The sequence below is a fragment of the Bacillus sp. 005/A4HT-01/001 genome (assembly GCF_004634445.1).
GTDB classification, from domain to species: Bacteria; Bacillota; Bacilli; order Bacillales; family Bacillaceae; genus Bacillus; species Bacillus altitudinis.
In genome coordinates this window covers 89,444-110,305 of sequence record NZ_SEIZ01000003.1, presented here as the reverse complement: position 1 = coordinate 110,305, position 20,862 = coordinate 89,444, and the positions used below count along the sequence as shown (strand labels likewise).

Genomic DNA, 20,862 nt, shown 5'->3' with positions numbered 1-20,862 from the left:
TCTTTTTTTCATACTATTTATTTGAAAATTGGAACTTAATTGTTTTTTATTATAAAGAAAAAAGAGGCATGACACATGCCTCTAAAGACTTATTCATATGGACTCTTAGTCAATTGCTTACGGCTTTCTTTGGTAAGTCCAAACGCGGTTATGGTTCGAGTTATCCGGAAAGACGTCTCCTGCTTTAAGCTTTATCTTTAAAGGATCCTTCACCATACTACCGGTCTCACCGATTTCGATATAAACACCATTATTAGGTGCCTTATTACCAGATTTAAACTGATGCTGTTGACCCATTTCCATCCTCCTTTCTCGATTGATGTTATTATGTCCCGTCCATTGCCTCTCCAATCCAATATGTAAAAAGTCCCTGCTCAGTCGAGACAGGGACACTTGCGATTTATTTAGGTTGTTGATACATGAGCTCTTTGATTAACGCTTTTTGCACATGCAGGCGATTTTCTGCCTGCTGGAATACTTTAGAGTGTGGTCCATCAATGATATCAGCCGTCACTTCTTCTCCGCGGTGTGCCGGCAGACAATGAAGGAAGATATAATCTGCTGCTGCATGTTGCATGAGTTCCTCATTGACTTGATATTCTTTAAATTCAGCTAGACGTTTCTCTGTTTCAGCTTCCTGCCCCATGCTTGTAAATACGTCTGAATAAATGACATCTGCATCCTGAACAGCAGCTACTGCATCTGTTGTGACGATGACTTCTGCGCCTGATTGTTTTGCAAACTCCCGGGCAGTGTCTGTCACCTCTTGAAGAGGTTCATAGCCTTTTGGTGATGCAACGGCAATGTCACAGCCTAACTGCGCGCAGCCGACCATTAAGGAATGAGCCACATTATTCCCATCACCGATGTACGCCACTTTCACACCTTTTAGTGTGCCTTTCGCTTCTTTAATCGTCAGTAAATCAGCCAGTGCCTGACATGGATGAGAGTAGTCCGTTAGTCCGTTGATCACTGGAATAGAGGCGTATTTTGCAAGTTCTTCTACCTTCTCATGTTCAAAGGTTCGAATCATAATGCCATCTACATACCCAGACAGCACCTGCGCTGTATCACCAATCGTTTCTCCTCTGCCAATTTGCAGATCATTTGAGCTGAGGAAGAGCGCATGTCCGCCTAGCTGCGTCATGCCCGCTTCAAACGAGACACGGGTTCTAGTTGAAGATTTTTCAAAGATCATCGCTAATGTTTTTCCTTTGAATAAATCTTGATATGGATGTTGTTTCATTTCTTCTGCTTTTTCAATTAAGTACGCAATATCATTGATCGAAAAGTCTTTTAACGATAAAAAGTCTTTTCCGTATAATGCCGGTTGCACGTCGACTTGGCTCATGCCGTCACTTCCTTTTTATATAATTCGTGGAGAGATACTGGTGATACATCTCCATCTTTTCCTTGCAGGAACGCTTGCGCTGTTTCATATTCGGTTAGAACTTGAACACCATGTGTGAGTGCTTTTACACGCTGTTCTTTTGCCTCTTCATCATCACCTAAATGAATGTGAAGCGATTTATCGTCTTGTTGCAGCCACGATTCAAAGCTGCCAGTCCAGACGTTAAAGCCTGCTCGTGTAGCTTCATCTATGAGTAATTCACTGCCATGAATATAGAGGGTCCCTTTCTGTTGCCAGATCGGCGCAAACACTTTTTTCAAAGCGCTTTCGACGTTCTTTCCAACACACATTCCTTCACCCGTCGCTTTCATTTCAGGTGTCAGCTTTAAATCGATATCTTGAATGGCATGTGAGGAGAAGACTGGGAATTTAACAGCTGTGCCCCCCTTATTCTTCGTTACAGGATTCAATTCTTCAAGCGTTGCACCAGCTAACAGCTGAGTCGCCATTGGGATCATGTCAACACCCATGACTTTACTTACAACTGGAACAGTCCGGCTTGCCCGAGGATTCACCTCTAATACGAGCGCCTGGTTCCCTTTCATCACAAATTGAATATTCATAATGCCTTTAAAAGCTAATTTCTTTGCGATTTGTTCAGAAGCGTTATACACCTGCTCTTTGATGTCTTCACTAATAGAGACACTTGGCAAGATGGCAAAGCTGTCACCTGAGTGTACGCCCGCTTTTTCAATATGCTCAACGATTGTTGGAATGAATGTCTTCTTTCCGTCTGAAATAAGATCCACTTCCACTTCTTTTCCAGTGACGTACTCATCAATTAAGATCGGATAAGGTAAATGATCTGGCTGATCAAGTATTGCTGCCAATTGAGCTTCTGTATGGACAACGATCATGCCCATTCCCCCAATGACATATGATGGACGAATAAGAACAGGGTACCCGATGCTTGCAGCATGCCCCAGTGCTTCTTCTTTTGAATGAGCTGTATCTCCTTTTGCATGAGGAAGATTCAGTTCATCAAGAAGCTGATAGAATAAATCGCGATCTTCTAATGCATCTAATGTGTCAAAGGACGTGCCTAACAAGGTAACGCCGGCTTTTTCTAAACCTTCCGCCACATTGATTGCTGTCTGCCCGCCAAATTGAACGATGACAAAATCAATTTGCTCCGCTTCAACTACGTTTAAAATATGTTCTAACGTGATAGGCTCAAAGTATAAACGATCTGCAATCTCATAATCGGTACTAACCGTTTCTGGATTGTTGTTCATCATGATGGTTTCAAATCCAAGCTTTTGTAGAGTAAGAACGCCATGAACGGCACTATAATCAAACTCGACTCCCTGCCCAATTCGAATCGGACCGGAACCAATGATGAGTGCACGCTGCTTTGTTTTCTCTTGATGCTCTCCATCACTTTTGCCAAAGTACGTAGAATAGAAGTAATTCGTTTTTGCATCGAATTCAGCCGCACATGTATCGACAATTTTAAATGAAGCGGCAATGCCATACTCTTGGCGAAGCTGTCTGATATCTTGTTCACTGCGATCCGTCAGAGAAGCGATTGTTTCATCAAGGAAGCCTTTTTCCTTCACCTTTCTTAAGGTGTCTTTGGATAGCGTCCCCTGATGATTCTTCAATTCTTGTTCGAGTGTAATCATATTCTTGAAAACATGTAAGAAAAACAGATCAATCTTCGTCGTTTCATGAATCGTTTCAACGGTTTCTTGTCTGGAAAGCAGCTCCATGACAGCGAAGAAACGGCGATCGTCCGGTGTTTTGATTAATTCAAATAACTGTTCAGTTGAATGTTCTTTCAGTTCAGGCAAGTGGAAGCCCTTTGTTTTAATTTCAAGTGATGCGACGGCTTTTTGAATGGCAGATTCTAAATTACGGTCAATCGCCATGACTTCACCAGTCGCCTTCATTTTTGTGCCTAATTTCCGGTCTGCCTGTTTAAATTTATCGAACGGCCAACGCGGGAATTTCACCACGACATAATCGAGTGCCGGCTCAAAGCTAGCATACGTTGTTCCTGTAAGCGGATTTTTCAATTCATCTAGTGTATAACCGACCGCAAGTTTTGCCGCCATTTTGGCAATCGGATAGCCTGTTGCTTTCGATGCAAGAGCAGAAGATCGGCTGACCCGAGGGTTGACCTCAATGACAAAATATTCTTTGCTGAGTGGATCAAGAGCGAACTGGATATTACATCCACCAACGACATCAAGCGCTGAAATAATTTTTAAGCTCGCTGAACGGAGCATTTGATAATCCTGATCCGTTAATGTCTGTGACGGTGCAACGACAATCGAGTCACCTGTATGCACACCAACTGGATCGATATTTTCCATGTTACATACAGTGATACACGTATTTTGACGATCTCTCATGACCTCATACTCGACTTCTTTAAAGCCAGCAATGCTTTTTTCAACTAAGCACTGATGAATCGGACTCGCTAGAAGAGCACCTTCAATCAGCGGTTTAAAAGCCTCTTCAGTTAAAGCGATGCCTCCCCCTTTACCACCAAGTGTGTAGGCTGGTCGAAGAATGACGGGAAAGCCCACTTCTTTTGCAAATTGAAGGGCGTCTTTCGCATTATCTACAATTTCACTTTCTGGTACAGGTTCATTCAAATGCTTCATGAGAGCACGGAATTTCTCACGATCTTCACCGTTTTCAATTGTTTCAACTGACGTTCCGAGCAGTTTTACCCCATGCTTTTTCAGCACACCGGCTTTTTCCAGCTCGACAGCAAGGTTTAAAGCCGTCTGTCCGCCAAGATTGGCTAAAAGACCATCTGGTTTCTCTTTTTCAATGATTCTTGTCACTGAATCAACTGAAAGCGGTTCAAAATAAATTTCATCAGCAAATGACTCGTCTGTCATAATGGTTGCTGGGTTGTTATTCACTAAGATGACGTTGTAGCCTTCTTCTTTTAAGGCCATACAACCTTGTGTTCCTGAGTAATCAAATTCTGCTGCCTGACCAATGATGATTGGACCGGACCCGATGACTAGAATGGTTTGTATGCTTTGATCTTTAGGCATGTGCGACTTCTCTCCTTGCTTGTTTCACTTTCTCAATAAAATCATCGAATACCCATTCACTTTCTGCAGGGCCTGGATGTGCTTCTGGATGAAATTGAACGGACATTATCAGCTTCTCTTTATGAATGAATCCTTCAACAGATCCGTCATTCACGTGGAGGAATTTGACGTCCACTTCTTTGTCATTCATGCTTTTTTCATTGACCACATAGCTATGATTTTGGCTTGTCATAAAGACACGTTTTGATTCTGTATCTTGTACCGGATGATTCGCCCCGCGGTGGCCAAAAGGAAGCTTATACGTATCCCCGCCAAGCGCAAGAGCAATTAATTGATGACCTAAGCAAATGCCTAGTGTCGGGAAGGTCATCATGATGTCATGAATGGTTTTTAAATATGGCTTCATTGTTTTTGGGTCTCCAGGTCCATTTGACAAAAGGATCGCATCTGGCTTGATATCAAATACCTTTTCCATTTGTTTGTACGGAATCACTGTGACTTTACAGCCGCGCGCTTCGAGTGAGTCCGCAATTGATTTTTTAAAGCCAAAATCAATGAGCGCTACATGTTCCTCACCGCTGCCTTGTGTGTATACTTCATCTTCTGTGACCTGCTCAACCACATTGTCTTGCTTCATTGCAGGCGGCGTTTCATTTTCGTCTAAACTAAGCACTGCATTCATCGTTCCATTTGCTCGAATGTTCTGCACGACTGCGCGAGTATCTGTATGTGTAAGAAGCGGAATGTTCCACTTCTGTAAATAATCTTTTAAGCTTACGGCTGCAAGGTGATGAGAAAAATGGTCAGCTGCTTCATAGACAACAACCGCCTTCACTTGTGGTTTTTTGCTCTCAAAGTCTTCATGATTGATGCCGTAATTTCCGATGAGCGGATATGTGAAGACAATGATTTGTCCTTTATAAGAAGGATCTGTGAGCACCTCTTGATAACCTGTCATCCCTGTAAAAAAGACCACTTCACCTGTCACGCCAGCTTCTCCTGTCAGATCTCCTTCAAAAGAGGCTCCATCTTCTAAATTTAAATAACCTTTCATGCTTGTGTCACCCCATATTGAATAATTAATAATATAAATGCATTTTTATGCGTTCTGGTGTAAAAAAATTTAGACCGTTACTGTTTCATTTGCTAACACTTGAATGATCGCTTCTATTGCTTGATCCAATTCAACTTTTTTGACATTCAGTGGAGGTAATAAACGAATGACATTCGGACCAGCTGGAAGCACCAGCAAACCTTGCTCTCGAAGGGCTGTGATGTAATCACCTACTGGCTGATGACACTCAATTCCTGCCATTAATCCTTTGCCCCTTACTTCTTTCACGATATTCAGCTGTTTGACTTCTTGCAGTCTCTTTAAGAGATACGCACCCTTTTCTTTCACTTCTGAAAGAAAGTCTTCTTTGAATATCACATCAAGAGTTGCGTTCACAGCTGACATAGCGAGCATGTTGCCACCAAATGTTGTGCCATGAGAGCCTGGAGAAAATGCATCCCCTAAAGCTTTTTTCCCTATCACTGCACCGACTGGAAATCCATTTCCTAAACCTTTTGCGGCTGAAATAATATCAGGATCAAGTCCCGATTGCTCATAGGCAAATGCTGTCCCTGTTCGCCCAATACCCGTTTGGATTTCATCTACAATCAGCAGTGCTTGATGTTTTTTGCAAAACGTTTGAACGGCTTCTAGAAATTCAGCTGTAGCTGGATTCACTCCACCTTCACCTTGCACCACTTCCAGCATGACCGCTGCGACATCATCGATTTCACACGCTGTGATCGCTTCAGGGTCATTAAACGGTACATAATGAAAGCCTTCCAGCATCGGTCCAAAACCAGTTTTGATTTTATCTTGACCTGTGGCAGCCATACCAGCATACGTGCGCCCATGGAAAGAGTGCAAAAACGTCACAATATTTGTTTTCCCTGTTGCTTTTCGGGCCAATTTGATAGCCCCTTCATTCGCTTCAGCCCCGCTGTTGCAGAAAAATACGAGATCTCCTGAACTGTTTGCTGCCAGCTTTTCCGCTGCTTTTTCTTGCAGTCCATTTTCAAATAGATTTGATACGTGCCAGACCTCGTCAAGCTGCTTCTTGATGGCTTGATTGACCTTTGGATGATTGTGACCTAAATTCGTGACCGCAATGCCTTGTATAAAGTCTAAATATTTTTTCCCAGTTGTATCCACTGCCCAAGAACCTTCTGCCTCTTTAATTTCAACATTCCACCGTCCGTATGTTTGAAAAAGATGACTCACAGGACCGCCTCCTTTTGTTTTACAATTCGAGTTCCTTTAAAGGTATCTCCTGTAAAAATACTGCCTTTTCCATTCACAATCATGACTTCATCCACATCTCCTGATAAAGCACTTAGCGCAGATTGCACTTTTGGAATCATTCCCCCGGAAATAATGCCTTCATCGATGAGCTTGAGAGCTTCTTGTTCGGTGACAACGTCTAACAGCTCACCATTTTTTAAAATTCCTTCCACATCTGTGACAAACATGAGCTTATCAGCTTTCATAGCTCCTGCGACTGCTGATGCTGCAAGATCAGCATTTACATTTAACGTTTGGCATTCTTCGGTCATAGATAGCGGCGCAATGACGGGAATGAATTGTTTCTCCATTAGTGCTTCTGCCATCTCTGGATTGACTTCTTTGATTTCGCCAACGTACCCATATACATCTTGATCGAGAAAATCGGCGACAAGCATCTGTCCATCTTTACCAGATACACCGACAGATGATATATCATGCTTTGCCAGCTCTGAAACAAAGTATTTATTCACCGTTCCTGAAAGGACCATTTCGGCTACCTCTAACACCGGCTTTGTTGTTTTGCGCTGTCCATCTACAAATTCCGTTTTCACTTCTAATTTTTGCAGCATGCTCGTGATTTCAGGACCTCCGCCATGTACGATAGCCAGTTTAAATCCAGCAGCTTGAAGTGAGCGGACATTTTCATAAAAGGTATCGGAAAGTTCTCGAATGACACTGCCTCCACACTTGAACACGATCGTTTTATCCATGTCTATCTCCTTCATTATGTGCGATAGCTCGCGTTAATTTTCACATAATCATAGGTAAGGTCACAGCCCCATGCGGCCGCTTCACCATTTCCTTCATTCATTTGAATGAAAATCGTAATCTCATCCTGCTCTAGATACGCTTTTGCTTCCTCTTCTGAGAAAGACTGGGGTTCATTATGTTTAAACAGACATTGCCCGCCTAAGTAAACTTCCACCTCTTCTGGCGTGACAGAAGCTGCGCTATGACCGATTGCTCCGACAATCCGGCCCCAGTTGGCGTCCGTACCGTATACGGCTGTTTTCACAAGACTTGAACCTACGATTTTTTTTGCAATAATACCAGCTTCTAAGTTGTTTTTTGCACCAACAACTTTCGCTTCGATTAATTTAGTTGCGCCTTCTCCGTCTCTTGCAATCTCTTTTGCTAGATCTTCGCAGGCTAGTTTTAATCCTTCTTTAAACAATGGCCATTCTGGATGTTCTTCATTCAGTGCCTGGTTTTCTGCCATTCCATTTGCCATCACAAGCACCATATCGTTAGTTGATGTTTCTCCATCGACGGTAATTTGATTAAACGTCACATCTGTAATGTCACGAAGAGCATTTTGCAAAGCTTCTTGTTCGACATTTGCATCGGTTGTGACAAACCCGAGCATTGTGGCCATGTTCGGATGAATCATACCAGAGCCCTTTGCTGCACCAGAAATGAGAATCTCTTTCCCGTCTATCGTCAAGGAGTATGTCGTATTTTTAATGACTGTATCTGTTGTTAAAATCGCTTCTTCAAAGTGGCCATTTCCTGCTTTTGCTTCTTTTAGCTGAGCGATGCCTGTTTTTATTTTATCCATATCCAGACACTCTCCAATGACACCAGTAGAAGAAACAGCAATGTAATCAGGCTCTGTGCCTAACATGTCTGCACAGGCTGCCTGCATGTCGTATGCATCTTTTAATCCCTGCTCACCTGTACATGCGTTGGCGATGGCACTATTGACAATGACACCTTTTAGTTTGCCCGTCTTTTTCAAGCTTTTTTGTGTGACTTGAAGAGGCGCAGCTTGAAAGTGACTTTGAGTGTATACCGCTGCACTCGCTGCTGGTACTTCACTGATGATCAAGCCAAGGTCTTTTTTTGAATAGCGTAATCCTATATGAATCCCCTTTGCTTCAAAACCTTTTGGTGATGATACGTCCCCGTCAATTTTGACAATACTTTTTTCATTCAATTCGATCATGTTTGTTGTCTCCCCTGTTCTTATGGATAGAGAGGTGTCATTGTGAGGCCCGCCTCTTCATGTAAGCCTTTGATGATATTGAAGTTTTGAACCGCTTGGCCGGCTGCGCCTTTCATGAGATTATCTATGACAGATACAATCGTCAGTCTGCCTGTTCGCTCATCTAAATGAAAACCAATGTCACAGAAGTTACTGCCGTATACTTCTTTTGTTTGCGGATATATCCCGTGATCTCTCACTCTTACAAAATAGGAATCTTCATAAAAGTCCTTCATCCGTTTCATTAATTCTTCTTTTGTGACATCTGATTTCAATTGTGTATACATCGTCGCCATAATCCCTCTTGTCATCGGGACAAGATGTGTTGAAAATGTGATGTTCGCCGTTTGCGGGTTCCATTCTCTAAGTACTTGTTCTATTTCAGGTGTGTGCTGATGTTCATTCACCTTATAAATTTTAAAGTTATCGTTCAGCTCTGAAAAATGTGTGCCAAGTGAGGCTGATCGTCCTGCACCGGACACCCCGGTTTTTGCATCTATTATGATCATAGATTCATCGATTAAATTCTGTTTCATCAGCGGTGCTAATCCTAGAAGAACTGAAGTAGGAAAGCAGCCTGGGTTTGCAATGACTTCCGCTTGCTTAATGGTTTCACGATTCAATTCAGATAATCCGTATACAGCTTGTTGAACCGATGCTTCATCCGCTGCCCTTCGTTTATACCACGCTTCATAAACAGTTCCATCTTGAATGCGCAAGTCACCTGATAAATCAATAATTGGCACCCCTTGATTCATGAGCTTCGGTGTGAGTTCACTTGAAACGCCTGCTGGTGTCGCTAAAAACACAGCATCTGTTTCTTGCACAATGGTAGCCGGATCAATGGCTTTTAATGTTTGGTCAGTAATCGTTGTCAGATGCGGATAAGATTGACTGTATAATTGCCCATCACCACTTGATGAATACAATATACATTCCTCCACATGTGGATGCTGCTTAAAGATACGAACTAATTCCGCACCACCGTACCCTGTAGCACCTATAATACCTATTTTCAACGTCAATACACCCTCTTGATCTTTGTGAAATTATTTAACATTATAACATGTATAAAAATTAATTCAATTGTATATTTAATATTTGTTTTCATTTTTTTTCATAAAAAAATCCACATATCTTCGTGAGACATGCGGATTTTATCTATTGTTCTTCATATTGAGAACCAAAAGCGCACTGCATAAATATAATAGGGAACTTGCATAAAAAATCAAATGAATGGTGAAAAAATCAGCAAACAGGCCGCCAAGCATGATGGCGATAGATGAAAAAAGCGCTGTCCAAAAATGATAGTGCCCAACTTCTTTCATTCGCTTCTTCTCATTTGTGAGTTCGGTGACGAGCAGTTTCTCTCCGTGCTTCTGAACACCACCTAGCACACCTAAGGCAATCTGAATCATATAAACTTGCTCTACTTCTGTGATATGTGGAAAAAGGAGAAGAAGAAACGCCATACCAAACGAATGAATGATTAAAAAGAGACGCCTGTCGGTCGTTTCAGGAAGTTTTCCTAATAATAAATGAATGAACGCACCGCTCAAACCAAACAGACCATAAGCAAGACCAAATTGAGAATAGCTCGACCCAACATTTTTAATAAAAAGAATATAAAAAGGGAAAATGAGACTACTGGCGAAAAACAGTAGACTTTGTGAATAGACGAACCATTTCATTGCTTTAGCATTCATTGTGTATTGTACCTTTCATAAAAGTAGTTGATAAATCTGCCATCTGGATCTGCTTGCTTTTTCTTTTGAAAGAATAGATCGGTTTTTGGATACGCTTGTTTCATTTGTGCTTTCGTTTGATAAGGCATGTATGGTAAGTAATAGCTTCCATGGTGCCGCAAGGTGATATCTGTCATTTGCCGGATGACCCGCTCTGCTTCTGCCTTCTCTTCTTTCTCAAAACCATAATTCACTAACAAAACAAGTGCAAACATATCTTCTTTCGCATATGAGAGATCCGCTTTTTCATTTTTTTGTACGTAGCGGATCGTGATGTTCATTAAATTCAATTCTTCCTGTTGTAAAAACCCTCTCATGTCATCGATATACGCACGAAAATGATCAACTGGAACAAAGTATTCTTGAAGCACATCGGTATCTGACTCATTTTCATATTCTAAAAAAGCAGAATCAGACCGCATCACGTTATTTCTTGTGATCAGCTGGTCATTTTGACTTTGAAAATACTTCTTTTGCAAGTTCCATAGCAAATCTTTCCCCATATCAAATCTTCTCGAAAGGCCGAGCATAAATTTTAAAGGGATGACGAGCTGATCTTCTTTGAGCTCGCGGTATGGATCGATCTGTTGATCAGAAGTAAGTGAATAATTCGTCACATACATCTCTTTCAAAAAATTTGTTTTCGCTGTAGAGATTCTTGCGAGATGCATGCGCACTTCTTTATTGTTCTTTACATGCTTTTGAAAATAATCAGTGTATTCATCGAAGTGTAGAGAGGTTGTCTCCATTTTATATAATTCATCCTTTGTTAAGGAAAGCTCAACATCTAAAATGACACCGAATAAGCCGTATCCTCCAATCACGGCAGTAAATAAATCATCGCTAGGCTTTACTGTGATGATCTCTCCATCTGCTTTTAACAGTGTGAAAGAGCGCACGGTGTCAATGAGTGAGCCGTAGCGAATGTCACGTCCATGTGCATTTGCACTTAACGAGCCACCAATCGTAAAGATGTTTTGAGATTGCATCACCTTTACTGCAAGACCATATGGGTTCACATATTTTTGAATATCATCCCATGTGGCGCCGCTCTGGACCCGAATGGTCTTCTTTTTTTCATTAAATGATACGATTCGGCGAAATTTCGTCATGTCTAGTACAATGCCATTTTCATAATACGTGTGGCCGCCCATACTATGCTGCTTTCCGGCGATTGAAATCGGCAGATTCTTCTCTTTTGCTTCTTCTAATACTTCTTTTAAAGATTCTATTTCTTTTCCTTGCACGACTTTTTTTATTTTGACCGGCATAAGGTGACTCACATCTGTAAACGCATCAAGTCCTTGTCTTTTGTGTGCTTGACCTTCACGTATAGAGACTGATGCAAAAAAGGCAGCGCCATATCCCATCAAAAGAACGATCCATATCCACTTTCGTTTCATTATAGGTACTCCGTTCTATAAAATTACATCCATTATATCAAGCCATACTCCTCCTCTACCTTAATTTTTCATAAAAAAACCTGGTACGAGTTCAACTCATACCAGGTCGTATTTACTTATTGAATACCAAGCGCAATTTTAGCGTATCTTGACATTTTGTCACGTGTCCAAGGTGGATTCCATACGATGTGAACTTCTGTTTCTTTCACTTCAGGCAAGTCACTTAATGCTTTTTTCACTTCATCCACGATAACTGGTGCAAGGGGACACCCCATTGATGTTAAAGTCATCGTGATATCCGCTTTTCCATTCTCATCAAGATCGACATCATAGACAAGTCCAAGGTTGACGATGTCTACGTTTAACTCAGGGTCAATCACCTGTTCTAGGGCGCCTAAAATATTTTCTTTCAATGCTTCATCCATGATATCCACTCCTTTTTCAACTAGTATAACGTACTTTTCCTTTTGGCTAAACGTTTGTGCTTTTCAGGTGTGTCACAAACCAGTCAATGGTTTCAAACATCGCTTGTCTTGAGACCTTATGGCCAGCCTGTCCATCTGTGATAAAACGAATCAGGTGAGGATCTTCTTTATATTGGGTTTCTGCTAACTCGTCATAAAGAGCTTTTGCATGTCTGTAAGGGACAACCGGATCGTTTTCTGCATGCCAGAATAACAATGGCCTTTTGTTTAATCGATCTGTTTGCAGCGTTAAATCATAAGGACGCAGCGCGTCTAATTGCTGATGAACCTCTTCATCTGTAATCTCTTTCATCAACCCTTTGTGCCGCATGTCCATAATTTGTGCTTGTAGGAATGTCGTATATTTCGGACTGCCCATCAAGCTGACTGCCGCTTTAATCCAATCATGTTTTGCGAGTGCACCAAAGGTCGTGATGCCTCCCATGGAAGTACCTGCAACACCTATTAGATCGGCTTCAATCAATTGTTTTTCTTGAAAATATGTTTTTAAGATATCGATTTCACGGATTTCGTTCAGGACGATTTCCCAAAACTTTGATGCCAGTTCCTCTAAGCTGAGGTTTTCTGATCTTACACCATGATAAGCACAGTCAGGCAAAATGACTCTCATGCCTTTTTCCGCCAAATGAAAGGCGAAGTGTAAGTTGTGCTCGCGTGCACTTGTAAATCCATGTATAAAAAATACAAGTGGCATCGGTTTATCTTTATTTTCAGCTTTTACGATATGTAAAAATGGAATATCGTGTGTCATTTGCTCATCAATGGTGATCACAGCCTATGAATCCTCCTTTATCATTCCCGTCTTTGTTTATTTTAACATGTAGACAACGAAGATGTGATAAAGATACACTATAGGTGGAGGCACCCGCACCAGATGCCTCCTATTACTTACAGATCAAAGGAGATTTTATGGAGACTAAACCTTATCTAATCGCACTTGACCTGGATGGCACGTTATTAAAAGACGATAAAACGATTTCTGCACACACACTTGATGTCATTCAAAAAGTGAAAGACAGCGGGCATCATGTCTGTATTTCAACTGGCCGGCCATTTCGTTCCAGCTCTCCTTATTATCAGCAATTGCAGCTCGATTCACCGATTGTGAACTTTAATGGAGCGTTTGTCCATCATCCTCTTGATGAAAAATGGGGCAGATTTCACACATCACTTGATCTTCAAGTCGTGAAACAGCTTGTGGATATTAGTGAGGAATATAAAGTGCACAATGTGTTAGCTGAAGTGCTAGACGATTTGTATTTCCATTATCATGATGAAAAGCTCATTGATATATTTAATATGAATGCAAACAAAGTGACCGTTGGTGACCTTCGGGACAATCTTGGAGAGAATGTCACAAGCGTCTTAATTCACGCAAAAGAAGAAGACGTCGGAGCGATTCGGAGCTATTTGACAGATGTTCATGCAGAAGTGATTGACCACAGACGCTGGGCTGCTCCGTGGCATGTCATTGAAATCATTAAAACAGGTATGAACAAAGCCGTTGGACTGCAAAAAATTAGTGATTATTACGGTGTGCCTCAGGAGCGGATTGTGGCATTCGGAGATGAAGACAATGATTTAGAGATGCTTGAATTTGCTGGATGCGGGGTTGCGATGGGCAACGGGATTGATGCAGTGAAACGCGTCTCTAATGAAGTGACAGATACGAATGAACAAGATGGGATTGCAAAATTCCTAACGAATTACTTCTCGCTTTAATTTTTCCATTCATACATAGCAGGTCAAAGCGGGCATACTACCATTAGACAGGTTGTCCTGTCAGCTTGTGTAAAGGGGCGGATTCAGAATGGGTAAAAGAAGCAAATCGAAACGCTTTATACAACAAGGTAAAGATTCAGTCAGTCTGCATGACGCACGTTTTCCGTATCGTTCCACACTTGAAGAAGCTGCGGAGGACAGGGGAAATATGAAGACTGATGCTTCTGGAGGTTCATTGTGAGAAACGAACTTTTTGATCAAGCCAAATCATTTACTGAGGAAGCCCTTACTTCTTCATTTCCATCTGGTTTAGAGCGTCAACAAGCAGTTCAGCGAGCTAAAAACGCCGTATCATCTGCATTTGCTAATTCGACAGATGCAGAAAGAAACCAGTTGCATACGTTCCAAGACCTGCTTGATGATCTTTAACGAAAAAAGCTGTCCGCTTTGTGGACAGCTTTTCTTATGCTTATTTCACTTGGAACGTTTTCTTCTCAGTGATTTGCTTTAGCCCTTCTGCTTTTCCTTTAAATGTGACGACCGCTTCATACGTTCCCGGCTCCACACCGTTTGACCACGTATCTTGGAAGTCATATGTTTCATCTGCTTTCAGCACAAAGGATTGGATGGCTTGTGTGAACATACGGTCTTTCGAGTAACGGTATTTTTCATTTCCGTCTTCATCGTACACACTCAATTCGAATTTTTGGCTTGTGTTAAACGTGAATTCAATATCTCGATCTGATTCATTTTTGAGTGACATATGAAATTGAACCGAAGAACCTTTTTGGACGGGGTCTACTGTGAGCACAACGGTTTTTTCTCCCATTTGACCGGATACCTCCTTGTCTGGTTCATCCTTTTTTTGTTGTCCACAAGCTGTTAAAACCAATAGAACGAGAAAAAGCACTAACCCTTTTTTCATCTTCTACCCACCTTTTAATCTCGTCTGAAAAATCCAAGAATATTGGTTGTTTGAACAATATTTGTAAAGGCTTTTGGATCGACTTCCTTTATAATTTGTTCAAGTTCATACAGCTCATACCTTGTAATGACAATGACCATCATTTCTTTTTGTTCATTGGTAAATGCCCCTTTTGCCGGAACAGTCGTAATCCCTCTGACCATTTTTCCATAAATGGCTTCTTTGATTTCATCTGCTTTCTTTGTCACAATCATGGCGGTCAGCTTTTCATGTCTCGTATGGATGGCATCAATTACCCTAGTCGTCACATATAATGTGACAAGGGTATATAAAGCTTTCTCCCAACCTTGTAACAATCCTGCTGTAAAAATGATAATTCCGTTTAAAATGAAGAAATACGTGCCAACTGGTTTGTCTTTCCATTTCGCTAAAATCATCGCAATAATGTCAAGGCCGCCTGTAGATGCCCCATATTTCAGTGTAATCCCAATGCCAAGTGCAGAAATGACTCCGCCAAATACAGCATTTAATAAAATATCTTCAGAAACACTTGTCTCTGGTAAAATGCCGAGGAAAATCGTTGTCAGTGCCACACTAATAATGCTATACAAAGTAAAGGAACGACCAACCTTCATCCAGCCTAAAATGCCGACCGGAATGTTTAAAATAAATAATAGGATCCCTGTTGATAAATAAAACGGTGCATATTGATCGATTAAACTAGATAACAGCTGGGCAACCCCTGTAAAACCACTTGCATATACGTCAGCAGGGATTAAAAATAAATTCAGTCCAATCGCATTGAGTAAGGCACCAATGACGACGACGATGAATTTTTTTGCTTCTCCAATGAACATGTTGTCATTCCTCCACTTACCATTCTCTCTATGGTTTTCCCTAAAATTTAGAATTTGAACACGAAAAGATGATTTTCTATGATATAGTTAGGCTAAAAAGATGTAAAATATGGTTGATTTTTTTAGAAAGAAGGGATTTTGATGACCGTTCATATCATAGCAGACAGTGCTGCTGATCTGCCTCTTTCTTATTATGATGAACAAAACATGACACTCATTCCGCTGCGTGTGTTACTCGGCGAGCAGGAATTTGAGGATTTGATTACCATTGAACCAAAACAAGTATTTGATGCGATGAGACAAGGTGCAAGTCCAAAAACATCACAAGCTTCACCGAACCGGATAAAGGAAGCCTTTGTTTCTGCAGCACAAACCCATACATCGGCTATTTATGTTGCCTTTTCATCAGAGCTTTCAGGTACATACCAAACCGCTGTGATGATGGCAAACGAAGTGAAGGAAGAATACCCTGATTTCGATTTACGAATCATTGATTCTAAATGTGCTTCACTTGGTTATGGACTAGCTGTCAAACACGCTCAATCACTTGCCATTGACGGAAATACAATACAAGAAATTGAAACGTCTGTAAAGCATTTTTGTGAATCTTTACAACATATTTTTACTGTAGACGATTTATCGTATTTAGCAAGAGGCGGAAGAATCAGTAAAGCGTCCGCATTTGTTGGCGGATTGTTAAGTATTAAACCCATTTTACACGTTGAGGATGGAAAACTGATACCCCTTGAAAAAATTCGTGGCCGTAAAAAATTATTGAAACGCATAATCGAGCTGATGAAAGAACGCGGATCTGACTGGTCCAGCCAAACTGTTGGCATTAGTCATGGAGATGACCCTGCACTTGCAGAAGAAATGAGACAATTAATCGAAGCGGAATTTCATCCAAAAGAAATCGACATCCAGGTCATCGGCGCAGCTGTCGGGTCCCACTCAGGCCCTAGCACACTTGCCATTTTCTTTACAGGCAGCCCATCATAAAAAGCACCCTTCCCTGAATCATCACGGGAAGGGTGCTTTTCTTATGATAGCTTAAATCGGTGAACGGTTTCGTTTAACCTTGCCGTCATACTCATCAGTTCTTCTACTTGTTTGTTCATTTGATGGAAAGATTGCAGTTGTTCGTTTGCCGAGGCAGAAATTTCTTCGCTGCCCGCTGCCGTTTCTTCTACAACGGCACTAATATTTTCAATCGAGTGCAGCACTTGTCCGCCAAGCTCTGTTGATTGAATAATTTGATCATTTAAGATCGCCATTTCTTGCTTAATATGTTGTGCTTTTGTTTCTATATCTTCAAAGGAGTGTGAGGTTTTGTCCATTGCATCTTGCTGCTGAAGTGATAGCTTGACCCCTTCTTGTACAGTTTGGCTAATGGATTGAATGCCTTTTTCAATATGACTCACCATGTCAAAAATTTGTCTTGTTGCACGAGACGATTCATCTGCCAGCTTACGAATTTCGTCCGCTACGACGGCAAACCCTTTGCCTGCTTCTCCTGCTCTTGCCGCTTCAATCGCCGCATTGAGCGAGAGGAGGTTTGTCTGGTCCGCAATATCAGAAACCGTTTTGGCCATTGCGGAGATTCCGCTTGCGTACTGAGTGAATTCTCCTGCAGACTCTTCAATTTGTCTCGTCGCACGTGTATTTTTTTCAATGGCTGCTTTTGTTTCTGTTAACGTGTGCTTTCCGCTTTCTACCGCTTCAATGGCATCCTCTGTACTACGAATGACTGTATGTGATCTTTCGGAATTCTTACGGCCATGTGAATCCATTTTCTCAATCAAACTAACGCCATGCTGAAGGTCTTCTGAAATCGCTTGTGAACCATTTGCCATTTCGTCTGTCGATACAGACACTTGATTGGCTGATTCCATAAGCTTTTTGTTTTCATCATCTAACTGAATCGAAAATGATTCTACTTGGCTTGAGACATGGCTGATTTCTTGAATCAAGCTAATCAGCTGATCCGTCATTTGATTGAACGACTCATTTAATCCGCCGATTTCATCTTTACGCTTGATGTTCATCCGCTCCACAGCGAGGTTTCCTTCGGCAATCTGTTTTGCCCGGTAAGAAAGGGATTTGATTGGTGTCACAATGGATCTCGTTAAACCAATATTTAAAAAGACGGCGATGACAATCAGTGTGAGGGCTGCGACAGATGCGCTTGTGATGATCCATTGCACATTGTCTGCCGCCTCCTCTAAATGGTATTCATACGCTTCTTGTGCTCTTTTATTCATCGTATGCACGTCGTTTAAAACACCGTCAATTCTGGCAGCCACTCGTCTGGCATCAGAGGCATTTTTTTCACCAATGGCATTGTTTGCTTCTTGCGTCCATGTGTCAAACTTTGAATTTAACCGTGTTAGGGCTTCTTTGTTCATATTTCCTGCGTTTTTGTTTAACATTTGCAGCTGTTTTTTCGCTGTTGATATATCGGTTTGAACGACCTCTAGCTGTTCATCTGAAAGGGTCATGGAATAATTGGTCATGGCTTGTTCGACACTTTCAAAGCTTGCCTTCGTTTTTTGTACGTTCAGTAAGGTTTGAACTTCTGTTTCGCTTGATGACTGAATCTTTGTCATACTCACAATAATATAGGCAATTACGCCAACCGCTAAAAGAAGTGAAATGAGTGAGTTGAGCAAAATTTTGATGCGTAAGCTCATGATGCTGCCCCCTCTTCTTTCAGAAGTGTCTGCTTCAGTCCATTTAATTTTTTGGTCAATTTCTCAGCATCTTTAAGCACCCGGATTCTTGCCATATCGATTCCGTCATTACTTAAGTCATAAACGATATGCCCGCTTTTGATTTTGCTGCTTTTGACGAGCTGTTCGCTGAATTGATAGACGACTTCATCGACTTTTTTGACCATAGACGAAATAACGGCTTTTTCAGCTGTATAATACTGATCGCTGTCCACACCGATTGCATATTTGCCTTGCGTTTGCGCTTCTTTTAATACACCAACACCCGTATAACCGGCTGCGGCATATAAAACATCTGCTTTCTTTTTGATCATGTCTTTCGCTATTTTACTGCCTTTGCCTGCATCACTAAATGTGCCAGCATACGTGGATACAATCTTGATGTTCGGATTCACTGATTTTGCACCTTTTTGATAGCCTTGTTCAAATCGGTGGATAACATCTGCATCGACTCCGCCAACAAAACCAATGACATCACTTTTTGTTGTCATGGCAGCAAGTGCTCCCGCTAAATAGCTGCCCTGCTCTTCTTTAAAAGTCACTGATGTGACATTTTTCAGTTCAGACACAGCATCAATGAGTAAAAATTGCTTTTTCGGATATTTTTTCGCTACCTTTTCTAAGTCTTCTTGCATACTGAAACCTACACCGATGATCAGGTCATTTCCATCTTTCACAAGCTCGGTCAGCCCTTTTTCATATGTATCGGTTTCTGCAATTTCTCTATAATCGAATTCAATGCCAAGCTCATCTCGTGCTTTTTCTAATCCTTTAAATGATGAATCGTTAAATGATTGATCACCAAGACCATCATCCGTCAGCATGACACCAATATGCTTCGCATTTGATATCGGTGGTCCTCCCTGCTGATTGCTGCATGAGGCGAGTACCATGATCATAGCTGCCATCAGAAGTAATGAAATCTTCACTTTCATCCAAAAACACACTCCTTTTATCATCCTTACCCCTTATTTATCGGATTTGAGAGTCATTGTTTCAATGATAAAGTGAAGGATTTTCAGCTTTTTTCATGACTTTTTTCACTGAAAAAAACCATTATTTATGACAAAAATAAAAAAAGTGAGCAAATGCTCACTTCAGATTGTTGACAAAGGGCTAAAATGAACTTTATTTTAGCTCTTTGTCTTCTTTTTCAGCGTGATAGAAAACCTTTGCAGTCTAGGAAGGACGAGCACTGGAGCGGAGCGAATTTGGCATTCGTGAGCACCAGCGCGCAGGACTGACAAAGAATGCGAGGGTTTGTCTACACGCTGAAAGTGAGCAAATGCTCACTTTTTCTCGTATGTCCATCCTTCTTTTTGGTAAACAAGATCATTTTTCATCAGATGACCTAATGCTCGTTTGAAGGCTGCTTTGCTCATTTGAAATCTTTCCCGGATATCTTCTGGATCACTTTTATCCCCGTAAGGCATTGCACCGTTTCTCGTTCTCATATAGGTTAAGATTTCTTCTGCATCGACTGATAACGCATCCTGCTTTCTCGGAAGCAGTGACACATTGACAGTTCCATCCTCTTTCACTGCAATCACGCGTCCTGTCACGGTCGATCCGAGTCTTGGTTCTTCTTTCCGCTCAGTACGATGGATAAATCCTCTAATCCCTGTATCAGTCAGCATAAAGGAACCTGTCGCAATTAAGCGATAAATTGTCCCCGTGATTTCTTTGTTCATTAACGTTTCTGGCGCCTCAGTAAACAATTCACTGATCACATCTTCAGTGGCTGGTTTTGCGAACATTCTCCCGTAACTTGTCACTTTGAGCATACAGTATAGTTTGTCGCCTTTTTTCGGCCACGCTTCCTCAAAAGGCGGGAGGTGTTCAGTTGCAACAAGTGCATCCTTTGACAAACCTATATCGACAAAAGCACCCATATCTTCTACAACGTCTACGACTTCTACCCAGTCGTATGTATGTGCATTGATTTTAGGAATTTTCATCGTCGCTGCCAGTCTTTCCTCATGATCTACATATAAGTAGACCTCTACTTCATCACGATCTCCAATATCCTCTGTCATCTCACTGCGATGTAGGAGGACAGAATCTTCGCCATCTGTTAAAAAGTAGCCGTATTCCATCTCGTTATCTATTTGCAAGGTCAGTTGCTCACCTGGTCTCATGTTCTCTTCCTTCCTATCTGCCCTTAAAAGAGCGTTCGTTCATCTTTTGATTCACTTTATTCTACTATACTTCTGTCATCATGAACATCTCTAGTTCTGTTAGCTAAA

Annotated in this window: 21 protein-coding genes; 4 read left to right on the top strand and 17 right to left on the bottom strand. The window is 41.4% G+C overall.

From position 1 onward, the window contains the following. Nucleotides 1-117: 117 nt before the first annotated feature. From ES896_RS10180 to ES896_RS10125, 12 genes are all read right to left on the bottom strand, one after another. Complete coding sequence (locus ES896_RS10180) at nt 118-297, bottom strand: YjzC family protein (RefSeq protein ID WP_008348517.1); 180 nt, start codon at nt 295-297, stop codon at nt 118-120. A gap of 103 nt (nt 298-400) precedes the next feature. Beyond that, a complete protein-coding gene (argF, locus tag ES896_RS10175; RefSeq protein WP_008348520.1) occupies nt 401-1,351 on the bottom strand; it encodes an ornithine carbamoyltransferase in 951 nt (316 codons plus the stop codon). Continuing rightward, nucleotides 1,348-4,428, bottom strand: a complete 3,081-nt coding sequence (locus ES896_RS10170) for a carbamoyl phosphate synthase large subunit (RefSeq protein WP_135226774.1) — start codon at nt 4,426-4,428, stop codon at nt 1,348-1,350. Before ES896_RS10170 ends, argF begins: the two co-directional genes overlap by 4 nt. Next, nucleotides 4,421-5,482, bottom strand: a complete 1,062-nt coding sequence (locus ES896_RS10165) for a carbamoyl phosphate synthase small subunit (RefSeq protein ID WP_135226773.1) — start codon at nt 5,480-5,482, stop codon at nt 4,421-4,423. The genes ES896_RS10170 and ES896_RS10165 overlap by 8 nt, the downstream gene beginning before the upstream one ends. Before the next feature lie 69 nt (nt 5,483-5,551). Further along, nucleotides 5,552-6,703 carry an acetylornithine transaminase gene (locus tag ES896_RS10160; RefSeq protein ID WP_035700272.1) on the bottom strand — a complete coding sequence of 384 codons (1,152 nt, stop codon included), beginning with the start codon at nt 6,701-6,703 and terminating at the stop codon, nt 5,552-5,554. Next, entirely contained in the window at nt 6,700-7,476 is a 777-nt protein-coding gene (gene argB, locus ES896_RS10155) for an acetylglutamate kinase (protein WP_017360181.1), read from the bottom strand. The genes ES896_RS10160 and argB overlap by 4 nt, the downstream gene beginning before the upstream one ends. Before the next feature lie 14 nt (nt 7,477-7,490). Next, nucleotides 7,491-8,711, bottom strand: coding sequence for a bifunctional ornithine acetyltransferase/N-acetylglutamate synthase (argJ, locus tag ES896_RS10150; protein ID WP_007499060.1), 1,221 nt, complete (start codon nt 8,709-8,711; stop codon nt 7,491-7,493). 20 nt (nt 8,712-8,731) lie between these two features. Further along, nucleotides 8,732-9,769: an N-acetyl-gamma-glutamyl-phosphate reductase gene (argC, locus tag ES896_RS10145; RefSeq protein ID WP_205687770.1), complete on the bottom strand. Its 1,038-nt coding sequence runs from the start codon at nt 9,767-9,769 to the stop codon at nt 8,732-8,734. A gap of 138 nt (nt 9,770-9,907) precedes the next feature. Further along, the gene (locus ES896_RS10140) at nt 9,908-10,456 is read right to left on the bottom strand and encodes an MFS transporter (RefSeq protein WP_048001695.1); all 549 of its coding nucleotides are present in this window, start codon (nt 10,454-10,456) and stop codon (nt 9,908-9,910) included. After that, nucleotides 10,453-11,898, bottom strand: a complete 1,446-nt coding sequence (locus ES896_RS10135) for an FAD-binding oxidoreductase (protein ID WP_135226771.1) — start codon at nt 11,896-11,898, stop codon at nt 10,453-10,455. The genes ES896_RS10140 and ES896_RS10135 overlap by 4 nt, the downstream gene beginning before the upstream one ends. Before the next feature lie 116 nt (nt 11,899-12,014). Then, a complete protein-coding gene (locus ES896_RS10130; protein ID WP_003211530.1) occupies nt 12,015-12,323 on the bottom strand; it encodes a metal-sulfur cluster assembly factor in 309 nt (102 codons plus the stop codon). A 46-nt stretch (nt 12,324-12,369) separates the two neighbouring features. Beyond that, nucleotides 12,370-13,155 (bottom strand): alpha/beta fold hydrolase, encoded by a 786-nt coding sequence (locus tag ES896_RS10125; RefSeq protein ID WP_041507472.1) that lies wholly within the window; start codon nt 13,153-13,155, stop codon nt 12,370-12,372. Between the two features lie 137 nt (nt 13,156-13,292). Here ES896_RS10125 and ES896_RS10120 point away from each other — a divergent pair, with 137 nt between their 5' ends. The 3 genes from ES896_RS10120 to ES896_RS10110 all read left to right on the top strand — a co-directional run bounded on the left by ES896_RS10120 (nt 13,293) and on the right by ES896_RS10110 (nt 14,534). Beyond that, on the top strand, nt 13,293-14,105 hold the full coding sequence (locus tag ES896_RS10120) for a Cof-type HAD-IIB family hydrolase (RefSeq protein WP_039167379.1): 813 nt from the start codon (nt 13,293-13,295) through the stop codon (nt 14,103-14,105). A gap of 88 nt (nt 14,106-14,193) precedes the next feature. Continuing rightward, nucleotides 14,194-14,346: a hypothetical protein gene (locus ES896_RS10115; RefSeq protein ID WP_008348539.1), complete on the top strand. Its 153-nt coding sequence runs from the start codon at nt 14,194-14,196 to the stop codon at nt 14,344-14,346. Further along, nucleotides 14,343-14,534, top strand: coding sequence for a DUF3813 domain-containing protein (locus tag ES896_RS10110; protein WP_008348541.1), 192 nt, complete (start codon nt 14,343-14,345; stop codon nt 14,532-14,534). The genes ES896_RS10115 and ES896_RS10110 overlap by 4 nt, the downstream gene beginning before the upstream one ends. Before the next feature lie 40 nt (nt 14,535-14,574). On the opposite strand, the gene ES896_RS10105 is transcribed toward ES896_RS10110, so the two are convergent. Next, nucleotides 14,575-15,030 (bottom strand): BsuPI-related putative proteinase inhibitor, encoded by a 456-nt coding sequence (locus tag ES896_RS10105; RefSeq protein WP_008348542.1) that lies wholly within the window; start codon nt 15,028-15,030, stop codon nt 14,575-14,577. Nucleotides 15,031-15,044: 14 nt separating this feature from the next. Beyond that, nucleotides 15,045-15,887 (bottom strand): YitT family protein, encoded by an 843-nt coding sequence (locus ES896_RS10100; RefSeq protein WP_007499067.1) that lies wholly within the window; start codon nt 15,885-15,887, stop codon nt 15,045-15,047. Between the two features lie 141 nt (nt 15,888-16,028). Here ES896_RS10100 and ES896_RS10095 point away from each other — a divergent pair, with 141 nt between their 5' ends. Further along, complete coding sequence (locus tag ES896_RS10095) at nt 16,029-16,886, top strand: DegV family protein (protein WP_008348544.1); 858 nt, start codon at nt 16,029-16,031, stop codon at nt 16,884-16,886. Between the two features lie 41 nt (nt 16,887-16,927). Here ES896_RS10095 and ES896_RS10090 read toward each other — a convergent pair whose 3' ends face one another. From ES896_RS10090 to ES896_RS10080, 3 genes are all read right to left on the bottom strand, one after another. Further along, nucleotides 16,928-18,577: a methyl-accepting chemotaxis protein gene (locus ES896_RS10090; RefSeq protein WP_017367000.1), complete on the bottom strand. Its 1,650-nt coding sequence runs from the start codon at nt 18,575-18,577 to the stop codon at nt 16,928-16,930. Continuing rightward, nucleotides 18,574-19,551 carry a BMP family lipoprotein gene (locus ES896_RS10085; RefSeq protein WP_017366999.1) on the bottom strand — a complete coding sequence of 326 codons (978 nt, stop codon included), beginning with the start codon at nt 19,549-19,551 and terminating at the stop codon, nt 18,574-18,576. Before ES896_RS10085 ends, ES896_RS10090 begins: the two co-directional genes overlap by 4 nt. 354 nt (nt 19,552-19,905) lie before the next feature. Next, nucleotides 19,906-20,754, bottom strand: coding sequence for a CvfB family protein (locus ES896_RS10080; protein ID WP_017366998.1), 849 nt, complete (start codon nt 20,752-20,754; stop codon nt 19,906-19,908). Between the last annotated feature and the right edge of the window lie 108 nt (nt 20,755-20,862).

Coding starts and splice junctions, on each gene's coding strand:
- ES896_RS10180 (WP_008348517.1), bottom strand. CDS start 297: ATGGGTCAACAGCATCAGTTTAAATCTGGTAATAAGGCACCTAATAAT.
- argF (WP_008348520.1), bottom strand. CDS start 1,351: ATGAGCCAAGTCGACGTGCAACCGGCATTATACGGAAAAGACTTTTTA.
- ES896_RS10170 (WP_135226774.1), bottom strand. CDS start 4,428: ATGCCTAAAGATCAAAGCATACAAACCATTCTAGTCATCGGGTCCGGT.
- ES896_RS10165 (WP_135226773.1), bottom strand. CDS start 5,482: ATGAAAGGTTATTTAAATTTAGAAGATGGAGCCTCTTTTGAAGGAGAT.
- argB (WP_017360181.1), bottom strand. CDS start 7,476: ATGGATAAAACGATCGTGTTCAAGTGTGGAGGCAGTGTCATTCGAGAA.
- argJ (WP_007499060.1), bottom strand. CDS start 8,711: ATGATCGAATTGAATGAAAAAAGTATTGTCAAAATTGACGGGGACGTA.
- ES896_RS10140 (WP_048001695.1), bottom strand. CDS start 10,456: ATGAATGCTAAAGCAATGAAATGGTTCGTCTATTCACAAAGTCTACTG.
- ES896_RS10135 (WP_135226771.1), bottom strand. CDS start 11,898: ATGAAACGAAAGTGGATATGGATCGTTCTTTTGATGGGATATGGCGCT.
- ES896_RS10130 (WP_003211530.1), bottom strand. CDS start 12,323: ATGGATGAAGCATTGAAAGAAAATATTTTAGGCGCCCTAGAACAGGTG.
- ES896_RS10120 (WP_039167379.1), top strand. CDS start 13,293: ATGGAGACTAAACCTTATCTAATCGCACTTGACCTGGATGGCACGTTA.
- ES896_RS10115 (WP_008348539.1), top strand. CDS start 14,194: ATGGGTAAAAGAAGCAAATCGAAACGCTTTATACAACAAGGTAAAGAT.
- ES896_RS10105 (WP_008348542.1), bottom strand. CDS start 15,030: ATGAAAAAAGGGTTAGTGCTTTTTCTCGTTCTATTGGTTTTAACAGCT.
- ES896_RS10100 (WP_007499067.1), bottom strand. CDS start 15,887: ATGTTCATTGGAGAAGCAAAAAAATTCATCGTCGTCGTCATTGGTGCC.
- ES896_RS10095 (WP_008348544.1), top strand. CDS start 16,029: ATGACCGTTCATATCATAGCAGACAGTGCTGCTGATCTGCCTCTTTCT.
- ES896_RS10090 (WP_017367000.1), bottom strand. CDS start 18,577: ATGAGCTTACGCATCAAAATTTTGCTCAACTCACTCATTTCACTTCTT.
- ES896_RS10085 (WP_017366999.1), bottom strand. CDS start 19,551: ATGAAAGTGAAGATTTCATTACTTCTGATGGCAGCTATGATCATGGTA.
- ES896_RS10080 (WP_017366998.1), bottom strand. CDS start 20,754: ATGAGACCAGGTGAGCAACTGACCTTGCAAATAGATAACGAGATGGAA.